Below are 14707 nucleotides of genomic sequence, written 5' to 3'. Positions count from 1 at the left end.
CCCAAAACCGGCGGTAAACGAAAGAGGATAAACCGTGTCCCGTATTATTATGCTGATCCCTACCGGAACCAGCGTCGGCCTGACCAGCGTCAGCCTTGGCGTTATCCGTGCTATGGAACGCAAAGGCGTTCGTCTGAGCGTCTTTAAGCCAATCGCTCAGCCGCGCACCGGTGGCGATGCACCTGACCAGACGACCACTATCGTTCGCGCTAACTCATCTACCACCACGGCAGCTGAACCGCTGAAGATGAGCCACGTAGAAGCCCTGCTCTCCAGCAATCAGAAAGATGTGCTGATGGAAGAGATCATCGCTAACTACCACGCGAACACCAAAGATGCAGAAGTGGTTCTGGTTGAAGGCCTGGTCCCGACCCGTAAGCACCAGTTCGCGCAGTCTCTGAACTACGAAATCGCCAAAACGCTGAACGCAGAAATCGTCTTCGTGATGTCTCAGGGTACCGACACCCCAGAGCAACTGAACGAGCGCATTGAACTGACTCGCAACAGCTTCGGCGGCGCGAAAAACACCAACATCACCGGCGTCATCGTTAACAAACTGAACGCACCGGTTGATGAACAGGGCCGTACTCGTCCGGATCTGTCTGAAATTTTTGACGACTCTTCCAAAGCGCAGGTCGTTAAAATCGACGCTGAACAGCTGAAAAGCACCAGCGCAATGCCAATCCTGGGCGCGGTACCGTGGAGCTTCGATCTGATCGCCACCCGCGCTATCGACATGGCACGCCACCTGAACGCGACCGTGATTAACGAAGGCGACATCAACACCCGCCGCGTGAAATCCGTCACCTTCTGTGCACGTAGCATTCCGCACATGCTGGAACACTTCCGTGCAGGTTCCCTGCTGGTGACCTCCGCAGACCGTCCGGACGTGCTGGTTGCCGCCTGCCTGGCCGCCATGAACGGCGTAGAAATCGGTGCCCTGCTGCTGACCGGCGGCTACGACATGGATCCGCGCATCAGCAAGCTGTGCGAACGTGCATTCGCTACCGGCCTGCCGGTATTCATGGTGAACACCAACACCTGGCAGACCTCTCTGAGCCTGCAGAGCTTCAACCTGGAAGTGCCGGTTGATGACCGCGAGCGCATCGAGAAAGTTCAGGAATACGTGGCTAACTTTATCAACCCAGAATGGATTGATTCCCTGACCGCGACCTCTGAACACAGCCGTCGTCTGTCTCCGCCGGCATTCCGCTACCAGCTGACCGAGCTGGCGCGTAAAGCAGGCAAACGCGTTGTTCTGCCGGAAGGCGACGAACCGCGTACCGTTAAAGCCGCTGCCATCTGTGCCGAACGTGGTATCGCCACCTGCGTACTGCTGGGTAACCCGGATGAAATCAACCGCGTTGCGGCGTCTCAGGGCGTTGAACTGGGCGCTGGCGTTGAAATCGTTGACCCGGAAGTGGTTCGCGAAAGCTACGTGGCTCGCCTGGTCGAACTGCGTAAGAACAAAGGCATGACCGAAACCGTTGCCCGCGAACAGCTGGAAGACAACGTGGTTCTCGGTACCCTGATGCTGGAACAGGACGACGTTGACGGTCTGGTTTCCGGTGCCGTTCACACTACGGCGAACACCATTCGTCCGCCGCTGCAGCTGATCAAAACCGCGCCGGGCAGCTCTCTGGTGTCCTCCGTGTTCTTCATGCTGCTGCCGGAACAGGTTTACGTTTACGGTGACTGCGCGATCAACCCGGATCCAACTGCAGAGCAGCTGGCAGAAATCGCTATTCAGTCCGCTGAATCCGCGATTGCTTTCGGTATCGAACCGCGCGTGGCGATGCTGTCCTACTCCACCGGTACCTCTGGTGCAGGTAGCGACGTAGAGAAAGTACGTGAAGCGACTCGTCTGGCACAGGAAAAACGTCCTGACCTGATGATCGACGGCCCGCTGCAGTACGATGCTGCCGTTATGGCTGACGTTGCGAAATCCAAAGCGCCGAACTCTCCGGTTGCCGGTCGCGCTACCGTGTTCATCTTCCCGGATCTGAACACCGGTAACACCACCTACAAAGCGGTACAGCGTTCTGCCGACCTGATCTCCATCGGGCCGATGCTGCAGGGTATGCGCAAGCCGGTGAACGACCTGTCCCGTGGCGCGCTGGTAGACGATATCGTCTACACCATCGCTCTGACCGCGATTCAGTCTTCACAGCAGGGCTAATCCTTCTGCCGCCCGTTCGCGGGCGGTTTAGGGCAAAAAAAATCCGGAAGCGGGAAACCGTTCCGGATTTTTTATATCTGTAGCAGAGCGACATTATTCGTCGTCTGCGTCTTCCTCTGCATGGGTTTCGTTGTTTGCGTTGCGGGTCATCCACAGCGCCAGCGCCTTCAGCGAGTCATCGGTAAACTCATCGCAACGCGCGGTGATCTCTTCCGGCGTCATCCAGCGTACGCCGCTGACTTCTTCTTCCTGCAGGGCAAACGGCCCGTGGGAGACGCAGCTAAACAGGCTTCCCCAGACGCGACAGTTTTTATCTTCAAAGTAGAACTGCCCGTGATCGGCGAACGGTACGCCAGCAATGCCTAATTCTTCTTCTGCCTCGCGGCGGGCTGAGTCCAGCAGCGTTTCATCAGCCTGAACAACACCCCCAGCGGTGGCGTCCAGCATACCCGGCTGGTAGTCTTTTGTTTCGGTGCGGCGTTGCACCAGAATTTTGCCCATACCATCATGCACGACGATATAGGTTGCCCGGTGACGCAGGCACTGCGCGCGCATCTGTTCACGGCTCGCCTGCGCGATGACCTCATTGTCCTCGTTGACAATATCGACCCATTCCGTGCTTGCCAAATGATTCTGCTCGACCATCCGAAAACCTTACCTTGAAAGCGCTCTTTATGGCGCGTTTTATGATTGATGGGTAACTTACGGGTTAATAGCAACCTCTGCAATAACCTGTTGATCATTGAGTGTCAAAACGTGCAATTTATGACCATCAAGCAGCCCATAGCTGGCAGCGAAACCGCCCTTGGGAATGCTAACCGAACCGGGGTTAAATAAGAATATCTGTTCATGCTTTTCTGCCACCGGCAGATGCGTATGTCCAAAAACAAACACATCACCGGCTGCCAGCGGCGGCAGGTTACCGGGGTGATAAAGATGCCCGTGGGTCAAAAACAGACGCTGATGTTCGGTAAGGACCTGCTGCCACGGCGCGCTAAGGGGAAACTGCAGCAGCATCTGATCAACTTCGCTATCGCAGTTACCGCGCACGGCAATAATCCGCTCCGCAACGCTATTGAGACGCTCGGCAACCTGCGCGGGCGCATAGCCATCGGGTAAGGCGTTGCGCGGCCCGTGATTGAGTACATCGCCCAAAATAACCAACCAGCGTGCACCGCTCTCGTGAAAACGGGCCAGCACTTTCTCAGCGGCCGGTAGCGAGCCGTGAATATCCGATGCAAACATCAGCTTCATTAATCAAATCTCCCACGATGATAACCCTGTTATCATAATGGATTCTCTCGTTTTTTTCAGCCTGCGCGTTTGGCCGAGAGCGCAACATAGCGCTGTACCGACGCCCTCTGCCACTGGAAGGCAGCGTAATCCGCCAGCGCCTCCGGCACATCGTCGCCGTTGAACACCAGACGGTTGAGCATCAGCGCCAGGTCAGTATCGGCCAGACACCACTCGCCAAACAGATTAGGACGCCCGTGGGCAAGCAGCGCACTGGCGGTGTCAAACAGTTTAGCTGCGCTTTTGCGTCCTGCGTCCGTCAGCGGCGCTTTTTTCTCACCGGCAAAGATAACCGACGTCGGACGTTCTTCGCGTATCGGCATCAGGTCGCTGCGTAACCACGCCTGGATCTGTCGTGCACGGGCGCGTTTTTGCAGATCGTGAGGGTACAAACGCTCCCACTGCGGCGGCGCGAAGCGTTCATCAAGGAATTCGGTAATGGCGGAGGATTCGCTGAGCTCAAACCCTTCAAGCTCAAGCAGCGGCACGCGGCGGGTCGCCGAATAGCCGCGCCAGCCCGGCTGGAGGTGCTCGCCGAGGTCAAGGTTAACGGTCTTTAGCGTAAACGCCAGCCCCTTCTCCTGCAGGGCAACGTAGACGGACATCACGTAGGGTGAGAAAAAATCGGAATCAGACCAAAGCGTTATCACAGGCTGGCTCATAGCGTCCTCAATCACGGGCAGGAGATGCACGAACGATGGACGCAGAACGCGTCCATCCAACATAGCTGTCAACATAGCCTGTCTGGCAGGTGATGTCACTTGTCCGCAACATGAGGATTTTGCAATCAGCCGACCACCAGCGTTTTCGGCTCAAGATAGGCCTGCATGCCCCATTTTCCCATCTCGCGGCCCAGCCCTGACTGCTTCATGCCGCCAAACGGCGCCAGCGGTTCATGCTCAAGGGTATTGACCATCACGCGGCCGGATTCAATCCGCAGCGCCAGCGCCTCGCCTCGTTCCCGTGAGCCGCTTAATACCATCGCGTTCAGGCCATACTCGGTATCGTTGGCAATCGTCAGCGCTTGTGCCTCGTCGCGATAAGGGATCAGTACCAGCACCGGCCCAAAGATCTCTTCGCGGGCAATACGCATCTGGTTGTTCACATCGGTGAAAATGGTCGGCTTCACGTACCAGCCTTTTTGCTGTCCCGCGACGCGCCCTTCGCCACCAACCAGAATCCGCGCGCCCTCCTGCTGACCTAACTGAATATAGCCCTGCACCCGCAGCCACTGTTTCTGGCTGACCATCGGGCCAATCACGGTCTTACTATCACGCGGGTCGCCGGTGGTGAACCCGGTCATCGCCTCGATAAATGCCTGCTCAAACTCAGCCTGACGGGAGGCGGGAACCAAAATACGCGTCCCGGCGATGCACGCCTGCCCGCTATTCATAAACCCAGCTTCCAGCGCCAGATGTACCGCCACCTTCACATCCACATCATCGAGGATCACGGTCGGCGATTTGCCGCCCAGTTCCAGCGTGACGCGCTTAAGCGTGCGGGCACCGCTTTCCACAATGTGTTTGCCCACCGCCGTCGAGCCGGTAAAGGAGATTTTGGCGATGTCCGGATGGTGATTGATCGTTTCCCCCACCACGTCTCCCCGCCCGGTGACAATGTTAAACACGCCAGCTGGAATATGCGCGGCGTGCAGAGCCTCAGTCACAATCTGCGTCTGCCAGGCGCTCATTTCGCTCGGTTTGATAACCGCGGTACAGCCGGAAGCCATCGCGGTCGCCAGCTTATTGCAGATAAAACCGGCATCGCTGTTCCACGGCGTAATCAGCCCGGCGACACCGACCGGCGTCATCACTACTTTGGCGCGGCCAACCTGTTCTTCGAAGCTAAATTGCTTAAGCGCATCGATGGCGCAGCGAATCGTCTGAGCCGGCCAGGACGCCATCCAGTGTGCACGTACCGATGGCGCACCGTACTCGGTGACCAGCGCTTCCAGCAGATCGGCTTCTCGCGCCTATACGGCCAGGTACATTCTCTCCAGCACCACAATACGCTCTTCACGGGTCGTCTGCGACCAGGCCGGGAACGCGGCTTTCGCAGCGGCAATAGCGCGCAGGGTGTCCTCTTCATCCGCCAGTCGCACCTCGCCAATCACGGTTTCGGTTGCAGGGTTAAACAGCTCAAAAAGCTCACTACCGTGTGGGGTAACAAACTCGCCGTTGATGTAAATCTGGTTGATGTGCAGCATGATTCGGTCCTCTCATCGTGGGATGCCGTGGAGTATAGGAGCCGCGCATCGTAACGATAAGAGGGTATAATATGGACGACCTGTCACGAAAATCGGAACAATCATGCACCGCAGCGGCCTTACCGAACTTGAAATCGTCCTTGCCGTCACCCGCCAGCAGAGCTTTCGCGCCGCGGCGCGCGAGTTAGGGATGTCGGCGACCGCCGTCAGCAATGCCGTTGCCGGGCTGGAATCGCGGCTTAACGTCCGGCTTTTTAACCGCACCACCCGCAGCGTGGCGCTCACGGAACAGGGCCAGCGCTACGTGGCGCGCATCGCTCCGGCCCTGGCGGAAATACAACGCGCCGCCGAGGAGATTGCCGCCGAACCGGGAAACCCGACGGGGACGCTGCGCATCAACGCGCCGCGCGAATGCGTTTCACTGCTGTTCCAACTGTTTGATACTTATCTGCAACGCTACCCGCAGATGCGCCTGGATATCACCACCGAGTCACGGCTTATCGACATCGTGTCAGAGGGATTTGACGCGGGTATCCGCCTTGCCGAGTCCGTCCCGCAGGATATGATTGCCGTCGCACTGACGCCGGATGCGCGCATGCTGATTGTCGGCTCACCGGACTACTTCAAACGCCACGGTACGCCCGTCTCGCCAGACGATCTCCAGCAGCATCAGAGCATCGGTATGCGCATGTCCCACGGCGGCGTTTACCACTGGGAACTGGAGCGCCATCAGCAGAAATTTACCGTCAATATTCCAGCGCGAATTATCGTCAGCGAAATGCAGGCCATTCACCGTGCCGCGCTGGCTGGACTGGGGCTGGCGTTTATTTCAGAATGGTTTATTCAGGACGAACTCCGCAGCGGCAAACTTATCAGCGTTTTGGATGAGTGGTGCCCAACCTTTGGCGGCCTGCGCCTTTATTATCCGGGGCACCGACATGTGCTACCGGCGCTACGCGCGTTTGTTGAACTGGCGCACGAACTGAACGCGCGCCAGACCCTGCCGCGATAAAGATGCTTTAGTGTATGATGCACTGGAAAACAAAAATTAAGGAGAACACCTGCAATGTCTCAATCCGACGCTGTCATTCGCATCAAAAACCTGCGCCTGCGTACCTTCATCGGCATTAAGGAAGAAGAGATCGCCAACCGCCAGGACATCGTTATCAACGTGGAAATTCGCTACCCGGCGGACAAGTCGCGCAGCAGCGAAGATATCAACGATGCGCTGAACTACCGCACCATTACCAAAAACATCATTCGCCACGTTGAAAATAACCGTTTCTCTTTACTGGAAAAATTAACGCAGGATGTGCTCGATATCGCACGCGAACATCACTGGGTCACTTATGCTGAAGTGGAGATCGATAAACTTCACGCGCTGCGCTATGCCGATTCAGTATCCATCACCCTGAGCTGGCAACGCTAAGCGCTCCCTGTGGGAGGTGGCATGAAAATTCTGCTAACCGGCGGCACCGGGCTGATCGGCCGCCATTTAATTCCGCGTTTACTGGCGCTCGGCCACGCGGTTTGCGTGGTGACCCGCTCTGCGGATAAAGCCCGGCAAATGCTTGATGCCCGCGTTGAGATCTGGCCAGGGCTTGAGAAGCCGTCCAGCCTCGACGGCATTGACGCGGTGATTAACCTCGCCGGTGAGCCCATTGCCGACAAACGCTGGACCGCGGCACAAAAGCAGAAATTATGCGATAGCCGTTGGGCCATCACCCAGCGCATCAGCGATCTCATTCAGGCGAGCCAGACGCCACCCTCGGTGCTGATTTCCGGTTCAGCAACCGGCTACTACGGCGATCTTGGCGAAGTGGTGGTCACCGAAGAAGAGCCGCCGCACAACGAATTCACCCACAAGCTGTGCGCCCGCTGGGAACAAATTGCCAGCAGCGCGCAGAGCGAGCGTACCCGCGTATGCCTGCTGCGCACCGGCGTTGTTCTGGCCCCAAAAGGCGGTATTCTTGGCAAAATGGTGCCGCCATTTAAGCTCGGCCTCGGCGGCCCGATAGGTAGCGGCAGGCAATATCTGGCGTGGATCCATATCGACGATATGGTCAACGGTATTCTCTGGCTGCTGGATAACGATTTACGCGGACCTTTCAACATGGTTTCACCTTACCCGGTGCGCAACGAGCAATTTTCTCATGCCCTTGGTCAGGCACTGAATCGCCCGGCAATTCTTCGCGTTCCCGCTACCGTTATACGCCTGCTGATGGGCGAATCCTCGGTGCTGGTGCTGGGCGGTCAGCGCGCGCTCCCCAAACGGCTGGAGGCCGCCGGGTTCGCGTTTCGCTGGTACGATTTGGACGAAGCGCTGGGCGATATTCTCGCCCATTAAGTTTTCATACGACGGTGATGGCGCCCGGCTATCACCGCCCTTCCCCCACTTCTGGAATTCGCCACGCATTTCGGCCATCGAACGCATCTCCCTCTGATACAAACGTGAAGCCGATTCCAACGCGTTACCTCTGGCTTTGTCATAACAGGCCAATGCGCATTTTTGCATCAGCTTACCGTTGACATTCGTCAACAAAATATCAATACTCTGCGGGAACCACTGATGAAGGAACATCCAGATAAACATATCAGGGCGGCCATTGATTACGCGCTAAAGCACGGCTGGTTGTTTATCGCTGGCGGTAAAAGTGCCCACTGTTTTGGCCGTTTGCAGTGCGGTACGGCCGAGCACCGCGATCATATGATGAGCATATGGTCGACACCTGCCGTTCCGCTACATCACGCGCGGCAAATCATGCGCATGGTCGAGAGCTGTCAGCCCAGAAATTCGTAGAACAAGGGAGAAACAAAATGCCATTATTTAACTTCACGCTGACGCTTTCAGGCGTCAGCCGCAGCACGCCAAATCTTGAAGATGCGCTTTATCATGCGCATTGCGATGATGCCCTGATCTGCTTTTCCGGGACGGCGGTCTATCTTGATTTCGACCGGGAAAGTGACACATTAGAGCAGGCTATTCTTTCTGCTATTCGAGATATTGAATCCGCCCCCTTGCTCAATGCGCGGGTCGAATCGGTTGATTCAACCCTGGTTGGGCTTAGCGACATTGCCGAACTCACCGGCGTTTCCCGGCAGGCAATTTCACTGCTTAAAGACGGGGCTCGCGGTGGTGGTCAGTTTCCTGCGCCCATTCAGCGCGTAAAGGGTAACTCCCCACTCTGGCGCTGGCAGACAGTCGTGCAATGGCTGGTAACAGAGGGCCGCATCGCTGAGACTTCGCCGATGGTTGCCCATGCCCGCACGCTGGATAGCCTCAACCTGGCACTACAGCTTCGCGCCTCTCAGGAGAGCAAAACGGTGCTGCACTATTTCCAGCATCTGGAACACAAGACCGCCTTCAGTGGCTAATTCCGTGCCAATCCCTCTCTTCCGGTGCTAGAGTACAGCCTCAGATTTGGCTTAATGGCATAGGAAAATGGCAATCCTCACCACCCGGCGACTACGACTTTCTCCGTTTAATAAAAGCGACTGGCCCTTCTTTCTTCAGCTGCGACAAAACCATGAGGTCATGCAGTTTATGGGGGAAGTACTGGACGAAGCGGCGATAGGTGCAATTTTTTCCCGACGCTGCAATTCCCCCGCGATCTTTGTTATCCGCGATGAAAACGGTACGCCGCTTGGCGATATAGGGCTGCAAATCAGCAGTAAAAACCCCCATGAGGCGGATGTTGGCTATGCGCTGCTGCCGGAAGCTCAGGGTCAGGGTTTTGCCAGCGAGGCGCTCTGTGCAATATGCGATTTTGGCTTCCAACGGCTTGGGCTGTGGGCGATTAACGCCTGGGTATTGGGCGATAATCACGCGTCGGCGCGGCTGCTGGAAAAGCACGGTTTTATCCGCACGCAGGTGCTGACAAAAGCCTATCGGCTGAACGGCAAAGATTACGATGATTGGGTATATCGGCTGGAGGAACAGACCTGGATGATACTGTCCAGGCCCGAAAACATGGGTTACTCAACGTAGCGTGTCCCAAAACGACTCCATCTTGCCAAAAACGCATACATCAGCGCCAGCGCAAAACAGCTCAAATTAAAAAATGTCCACGGAAGATAGTCCAGCGTCGCCACGCCCAACGTTTTTGCCATAAACATGCCGGAAATCGTCCACGGGAAAAGACCTTCCAGCAAGGTCGCCCCCGACTCCATAGCCCGTGACATGTTGACCCGATGCAGCTTGTGCCGATCATAGCAGGGGTCATACATACTTTTGACCAGAAAAAAGCTAATCACCGCGTTGCCCGTACAAGCCACTAGCAGTGTGCTTGAGAAGAGCGTTGCCAGGATGACGCGCGTAACGGAACTCAACTTCTTCACAAGTCGCTGTAGTACCACATTAAGCCCTCCTGATGCCTCCAGCGCGGAGGCGAACAAAAATGCGCATAACATGACCACAATGGGGCTGACGATGGAATAAATGCCGCCACGGTTGAGTAAAACAGTAAGATTTGTTGCAACGTCGGGATCGCGGGCAATCGTGGAAAATGGCGTAAGCATGCTGTTTTTAAATCCATTAATGGCCGCTTGCACCATATCAGGCCAACTCACTGGCTGGAAAATGCCCCCCAGGAGAAGTGCAAAAAATAAAGAAGCGACCAGAACCACCGTGGTGTCCCACTTCCGCAATGCCCCCACGAAAACCAACAAAGCCGGCAGCAAGCAGAGGGGATTAAGCCAGAACAGTTGCTGCAATGCCTCCCGCATCACGCTGATATTGTCGATCTGTTCGTTCAACGGCGCTAAATCCTGCCCCACCCACCAGAAGCCTGCGCAGGCAAAAATAAACGCTGGCAGCGACGTATACATCATATTGCGAATGCTTTGCCACAGTTCTACGCCTGCCGCCATTGCGGCCATATTGGTGGTATCCGATAACGGCGAGAGCTTATCGCCAAAATAGGAACCGGAGATAATGGCCCCCGCGGTTACCGCCAGGGAAACGTTCATCGCAGACGAAACCGCAATCAGCGCCACACCGATCGTCCCCGCCGTTCCCCAGGAGGTGCCGGTAAACAGGGAAATGCATACCGTTACCAGAAAAGCCGTCAAATAGAGATAATGGGGACTCACCATGTCCAGCCCGTACAGCACCATCAGCGGAATGGTGCCTGATACAATCCAGCAGCCAATCAGCATACCAATTGACAACAGAATCAGCATAGCTGGAACGGCATCTTTAATTTTCTCCATAAACAGTGAAACAATATCCTTCCAACGCGCACCATAAAAATACGCGTAGCCAGCGGTCGTAAGCGTCACCATTATTAATACAAACTCAACCGGATAACCCAAAATACCAACGCCGGCGAGAAAAAATATAAAAATGATGAATAAAATAATTAATGCCGAAGGAAACGAAGGCTGCCGAATAGTCATATTGGCATCCTTAATGCCTTAAAAGCATTATCGAGATCGTTAATTAATATCGACACCGGCTCCTGACCGATGGAAAGACGAATAAGCCCCCGAGAGATACCCGACTCATCCAGCGCAGCCTGGTTATATCCACGATTGGGCGAAATAATCAGACTTTCATAGCCACCCCAGCTACACCCCACTTTAAATACCCTGCAGGCATCAATAAAGCGCTTCACATCATGAAAATCCGCGTGTTTTAACTCGAAGCTAAAGAGCCCGGAAAATCCGCTCATCTGACGCCGAATAATCTCTTTTTCCTGCGGCGATGCCAGCCATGGATGGCGAATATTTTCCACATCATCACGACGGTTCAGCCACTCGAGCACGGCAATGGCATTTTGCTGATGCGCCTGCATGCGGATCGGTAAAGTTCGTAATCCCCGCAATAACAGCCACGCGCTGAATGGCGCCAACACGCCGCCTAATAGCTGATGGGAAAAATCGCGGATTGGTTCCATCAACTCAGCGCAAGTAATCACCGCCCCGGCCAGAATATCGCTGTGCCCGGCAAGGTATTTGGTACAGGAATGAATCACAATATCAAAGCCAAGGCTCAACGGCTTCTGGTACAGCGGCGTCGGCCAGGTGTTGTCAATAGCCGTGATAATGCCATGGTGAGACGCCAGGCTGGCTATCGCACGTAAATCTACCACCTTCATGGTCATGGTGCCCGGCGACTCCGTGTAAATCATGCGCGTGTTGGGCTTAATTTTTTGCGCAATAAGCGCCACGTCACCATCCGGTACAACATCAAATTGAATACCGTATTTATGCGCTAGCGCTTTCACCAGCTCCACGGCAGGCCCATAGACTTGATTGACCAGTAAAATGTGATCGCCATGATTTAAATGGCCGATAATCACCGCGCTAATGGCCCCCATTCCAGATGCAAAACAGCGTGCGCTTTCTCCACCTTCCAGCCGAGCCAGCCTTTCCTCTGCCATCTGCACGGTGGGATTCAGACCACGGCTATAAATGTAACGCCGGGTTTCTTGCTGCATATCATCACAATACTGCTGATAGTTAGCCTGCACAAATAGGCTGGTCTGGATGATTGGCGGTGCTACCGCGCCAAAATAAGCCTCATGATTTTCATTAATACCGGAACAAGTTACATAATCTTCTGGCGAAACATTTCCATTATTCAGCAACAAACTTTCGTAACGTGTCATCGTTATTTCCCTTTACTGTGCGTGTTTCGGGAAATACTAATCCTCGCAACTATTAAAACCTTTATCTTATTGCCATTAATAATTTAAGTACGGCATACACAAAAAGAATCGCCTCTTGGCGATCACACAAAACCCATATAAAATATGATTAAATTAAATAAGTACAATTAAAAACAAAGCCGGGGTTAACCGGCTTTATTTTTATTTCAGCGCGCCGCTGAGAAACTGCTGCAAACGCGGGCTCTGCGGGTTACCGAATACGGCTTCCGGATTGCCCTCTTCCTCAATTTTGCCCTGATGCAGGAAAATCACGTGCGATGAAACGTGGCGGGCAAAGCCCATTTCGTGCGTCACCACCACCATCGTTTTCCCTTCTTCAGCCAGCTGCTGCATAATGCGCAACACCTCACCCACCAGCTCCGGGTCAAGCGCTGAAGTCGGTTCATCAAACAGCAGCACTTCCGGCTCCATCGCCAGGGCGCGAGCAATGGACACGCGCTGCTGTTGGCCGCCGGACAGGTGTACCGGGTATTTCTCCTGCTGACGTTCGTCGATGCCCACCTTCGCCAGGTATTTCACCGCGCGATCGCGCGCTTCCTGCTTGCTGAGGCCCAGCACCTGGATCGGCGCTTCCATGACGTTCTCCAGCACCGTCATATGGCTCCACAGATTGAAATGCTGGAATACCATGGTCAGGCGAGTACGCAGGAGGCGCAGCTGGTTTTTATCCGCGACCTTGAGCTGACCGTCGCTATCGCGGACCAGGCCAATATTCTGCCCGTTAACGATAATCGTGCCTTCGCTCGGCTTTTCGAGAAAGTTAATGCAGCGCAGGAACGTACTTTTGCCCGAGCCCGACGAACCGATAATGCTAATGACGTCGCCAGCGTTAGCTTTCAGCGAAACGCCTTTCAGCACCTCATGCTCGCCGTAGCGTTTATGCAGATCGATTACGTTTAGTTTTTTATCAGCCATCATGTTCTCAGTGCGTAGAAGTCGGTTTCATATGTTTTAGCCAGCGCTTTTCCGCTTTACGGAACAGGCGAATCAGCACATACGAGATAATCAAATAGAGCACGGCGGCAATGCCAAAAGCGGTAAACGGCTGATAGGTTGCCGAGTTGATATCGCGGGCGATCTTCAGCAAGTCAGGAACGGTGGCGGTAAACGCCAGCGCCGTCGAGTGCAGCATCAGGATCACTTCGTTGCTGTAAGCCGGTAGCGCAATACGCAGCGCCGACGGCAGAATAATGCAGCGGTAAAGCTTAAACGACGAGAAACCATAGGCTCGCGCCGCCTCAACCTCCCCCGCGGGCACAGAACGAATCGCCCCGGCGAAAATCTCGGTGGTATAGGCACAGGTATTGAGCGTGAGCGCCAGCACCGTACAGTTCAGGCCGCTGCGGAAAAAGGCGTTTAGCAGCTCAGTACCTTTCACGATTTCCAGCGTATACATCCCGGAATAGAACACCAGCAGCTGCACATACAGCGGCGTCCCGCGGAAAATATAGGTAAACAACCACACCGGAAACTTAATATATTTATTGCTGGAAACCCGAGCAATCGCGAGGAACAGCGCCATAATGCCGCCCATCACGACCGACAGCACCAGCAGCCATAGAGTGATAGCCACGCCGGTGAAACGATAGCCGTCGCTCCACAGCAGCGCTTTCCAGTACTCCTGAATAATCTCAATCACAGATCGGCCCTCTTCACGCCTACGGAGTAGCGGCGTTCGAGCAGCAGCAGTACGCCATTGGAAACGGTGGTAAACAGCAGATATATCACCCCGCAAACAATGGCGAAGTAGAACGGCTCCCAGGTGCTTTTACCGGCAAGCTGGGTCGCCTTGACCACATCTTCCAGCCCCAGCAGCGACACCAGCGCGGTCGCCTTGAGGATCACCTGCCAGTTATTGCCTATCCCCGGCAGCGCGTAACGCATCATGGCCGGAAATAAAATGCGCCGAAAAGTTTGCCCGCTGGTAAATCCAAAGGCGGTCGCGGCTTCGATGTGCCCTTTCGGCACCGCCATAAAGGCACCGCGAAAAGTTTCGGTGAAATAAGCGCCGTAGATAAAACCGAGCGTAATGATACCGGCGATCATCGGGTCGATATCAAACTGATCGACGCCGAGTGAATCGGTGATCACGTTCAGCACCATCTGCAGCCCGTAGAAAATCAGCAGCATCAGCACTAAATCGGGCACCCCACGAATCAGCGTGGTGTAACCCTCAAAAATTAACGCCAGCACGCGATTTCGGGAGAGCTTAGCTCCCGCGCCAACCAACCCAATAAGCACGGCCAGAACCACCGAGCTGACGGCCAGCTCAAGGGTGACAAGAGCGCCCTGAAAAATTACCTGTGAAAACCCGTACAGCATGCTGCCAGTCCTGTCTTGACGCCCGTCGCTCTGTGC

15 protein-coding genes and 1 pseudogene are annotated in these 14707 nt (G+C 55.0%); 7 read left to right on the top strand and 9 right to left on the bottom strand.

The features are described from left to right. Positions 1 to 34 precede the first annotated feature (34 nt). Positions 35 to 2179, top strand: a complete 2145-nt coding sequence (pta, locus tag H7R56_RS07595; RefSeq protein ID WP_106924267.1) for a phosphate acetyltransferase — start codon at positions 35 to 37, stop codon at positions 2177 to 2179. A gap of 93 nt (positions 2180 to 2272) precedes the next feature. Here the strand turns inward: pta and yfcD are convergent, their stop codons facing one another. The 4 genes and pseudogenes from yfcD to H7R56_RS07575 form a co-directional block, all read right to left on the bottom strand. Beyond that, positions 2273 to 2824 (bottom strand): NUDIX hydrolase YfcD, encoded by a 552-nt coding sequence (gene yfcD / locus H7R56_RS07590; RefSeq protein ID WP_106924266.1) that lies wholly within the window; start codon positions 2822 to 2824, stop codon positions 2273 to 2275. A 57-nt stretch (positions 2825 to 2881) separates the two neighbouring features. Further along, positions 2882 to 3433: a phosphodiesterase gene (gene yfcE / locus H7R56_RS07585; protein WP_106924265.1), complete on the bottom strand. Its 552-nt coding sequence runs from the start codon at positions 3431 to 3433 to the stop codon at positions 2882 to 2884. A gap of 56 nt (positions 3434 to 3489) precedes the next feature. Next, the gene (gene yfcF / locus H7R56_RS07580; RefSeq protein ID WP_106924264.1) at positions 3490 to 4134 is read right to left on the bottom strand and encodes a glutathione transferase; all 645 of its coding nucleotides are present in this window, start codon (positions 4132 to 4134) and stop codon (positions 3490 to 3492) included. Positions 4135 to 4259: 125 nt separating this feature from the next. Continuing rightward, positions 4260 to 5678: pseudogene (locus H7R56_RS07575) on the bottom strand (aldehyde dehydrogenase family protein). Positions 5679 to 5781: 103 nt separating this feature from the next. Here H7R56_RS07575 and H7R56_RS07570 point away from each other — a divergent pair. The 6 genes from H7R56_RS07570 to H7R56_RS07545 all read left to right on the top strand — a co-directional run bounded on the left by H7R56_RS07570 (position 5782) and on the right by H7R56_RS07545 (position 9666). Further along, entirely contained in the window at positions 5782 to 6690 is a 909-nt protein-coding gene (locus H7R56_RS07570; protein ID WP_106924263.1) for a LysR family transcriptional regulator, read from the top strand. Positions 6691 to 6744: 54 nt separating this feature from the next. After that, the gene (folX, locus tag H7R56_RS07565) at positions 6745 to 7107 is read left to right on the top strand and encodes a dihydroneopterin triphosphate 2'-epimerase (RefSeq protein WP_106924262.1); all 363 of its coding nucleotides are present in this window, start codon (positions 6745 to 6747) and stop codon (positions 7105 to 7107) included. Between the two features lie 21 nt (positions 7108 to 7128). Then, positions 7129 to 8025 (top strand): TIGR01777 family oxidoreductase, encoded by an 897-nt coding sequence (locus H7R56_RS07560; protein ID WP_106924261.1) that lies wholly within the window; start codon positions 7129 to 7131, stop codon positions 8023 to 8025. 222 nt (positions 8026 to 8247) lie between these two features. Next, a complete protein-coding gene (locus H7R56_RS07555; protein WP_106924260.1) occupies positions 8248 to 8478 on the top strand; it encodes a hypothetical protein in 231 nt (76 codons plus the stop codon). A gap of 17 nt (positions 8479 to 8495) precedes the next feature. Then, positions 8496 to 9053 carry a helix-turn-helix transcriptional regulator gene (locus H7R56_RS07550; RefSeq protein ID WP_106924259.1) on the top strand — a complete coding sequence of 186 codons (558 nt, stop codon included), beginning with the start codon at positions 8496 to 8498 and terminating at the stop codon, positions 9051 to 9053. Between the two features lie 67 nt (positions 9054 to 9120). Beyond that, positions 9121 to 9666 (top strand): GNAT family N-acetyltransferase, encoded by a 546-nt coding sequence (locus H7R56_RS07545; RefSeq protein ID WP_106924258.1) that lies wholly within the window; start codon positions 9121 to 9123, stop codon positions 9664 to 9666. Here H7R56_RS07545 and nhaC read toward each other — a convergent pair. The 5 genes from nhaC to H7R56_RS07520 form a co-directional block, all read right to left on the bottom strand. Further along, a complete protein-coding gene (gene nhaC, locus H7R56_RS07540) occupies positions 9654 to 11075 on the bottom strand; it encodes a Na+/H+ antiporter NhaC (protein ID WP_106924257.1) in 1422 nt (473 codons plus the stop codon). The two genes, H7R56_RS07545 and nhaC, sit on opposite strands and share 13 nt — an antisense overlap. Then, positions 11072 to 12289: a trans-sulfuration enzyme family protein gene (locus H7R56_RS07535; protein WP_106924256.1), complete on the bottom strand. Its 1218-nt coding sequence runs from the start codon at positions 12287 to 12289 to the stop codon at positions 11072 to 11074. Before H7R56_RS07535 ends, nhaC begins: the two co-directional genes overlap by 4 nt. A 201-nt stretch (positions 12290 to 12490) precedes the next feature. Continuing rightward, a complete protein-coding gene (gene hisP, locus H7R56_RS07530) occupies positions 12491 to 13264 on the bottom strand; it encodes a histidine ABC transporter ATP-binding protein HisP (RefSeq protein WP_106924255.1) in 774 nt (257 codons plus the stop codon). A gap of 7 nt (positions 13265 to 13271) precedes the next feature. After that, on the bottom strand, positions 13272 to 13988 hold the full coding sequence (locus H7R56_RS07525) for an ABC transporter permease (RefSeq protein ID WP_106924254.1): 717 nt from the start codon (positions 13986 to 13988) through the stop codon (positions 13272 to 13274). Further along, positions 13985 to 14671: a histidine ABC transporter permease HisQ gene (locus H7R56_RS07520; RefSeq protein WP_106924253.1), complete on the bottom strand. Its 687-nt coding sequence runs from the start codon at positions 14669 to 14671 to the stop codon at positions 13985 to 13987. The genes H7R56_RS07525 and H7R56_RS07520 overlap by 4 nt, the downstream gene beginning before the upstream one ends. Positions 14672 to 14707: the final 36 nt, after the last annotated feature.

This window comes from Klebsiella sp. WP3-W18-ESBL-02 (genome assembly GCF_014168815.1).
GTDB lineage: Bacteria > Pseudomonadota > Gammaproteobacteria > Enterobacterales > Enterobacteriaceae > Kluyvera > Kluyvera ascorbata_B.
Note: the sequence above shows the minus strand (reverse complement) of the source record. Positions and strands in the feature narration are given on the sequence as shown.

Excerpts from the sequence above, each read along its gene's own strand:
- yfcD (WP_106924266.1), bottom strand. The coding sequence starts at position 2,824 with ATGGTCGAGCAGAATCATTTGGCAAGCACGGAATGGGTCGATATTGTC.
- yfcE (WP_106924265.1), bottom strand. The coding sequence starts at position 3,433 with ATGAAGCTGATGTTTGCATCGGATATTCACGGCTCGCTACCGGCCGCT.
- yfcF (WP_106924264.1), bottom strand. The coding sequence starts at position 4,134 with ATGAGCCAGCCTGTGATAACGCTTTGGTCTGATTCCGATTTTTTCTCA.
- H7R56_RS07570 (WP_106924263.1), top strand. The coding sequence starts at position 5,782 with ATGCACCGCAGCGGCCTTACCGAACTTGAAATCGTCCTTGCCGTCACC.
- folX (WP_106924262.1), top strand. The coding sequence starts at position 6,745 with ATGTCTCAATCCGACGCTGTCATTCGCATCAAAAACCTGCGCCTGCGT.
- H7R56_RS07560 (WP_106924261.1), top strand. The coding sequence starts at position 7,129 with ATGAAAATTCTGCTAACCGGCGGCACCGGGCTGATCGGCCGCCATTTA.
- H7R56_RS07555 (WP_106924260.1), top strand. The coding sequence starts at position 8,248 with ATGAAGGAACATCCAGATAAACATATCAGGGCGGCCATTGATTACGCG.
- H7R56_RS07550 (WP_106924259.1), top strand. The coding sequence starts at position 8,496 with ATGCCATTATTTAACTTCACGCTGACGCTTTCAGGCGTCAGCCGCAGC.
- H7R56_RS07545 (WP_106924258.1), top strand. The coding sequence starts at position 9,121 with ATGGCAATCCTCACCACCCGGCGACTACGACTTTCTCCGTTTAATAAA.
- nhaC (WP_106924257.1), bottom strand. The coding sequence starts at position 11,075 with ATGACTATTCGGCAGCCTTCGTTTCCTTCGGCATTAATTATTTTATTC.
- H7R56_RS07535 (WP_106924256.1), bottom strand. The coding sequence starts at position 12,289 with ATGACACGTTACGAAAGTTTGTTGCTGAATAATGGAAATGTTTCGCCA.
- hisP (WP_106924255.1), bottom strand. The coding sequence starts at position 13,264 with ATGGCTGATAAAAAACTAAACGTAATCGATCTGCATAAACGCTACGGC.
- H7R56_RS07520 (WP_106924253.1), bottom strand. The coding sequence starts at position 14,671 with ATGCTGTACGGGTTTTCACAGGTAATTTTTCAGGGCGCTCTTGTCACC.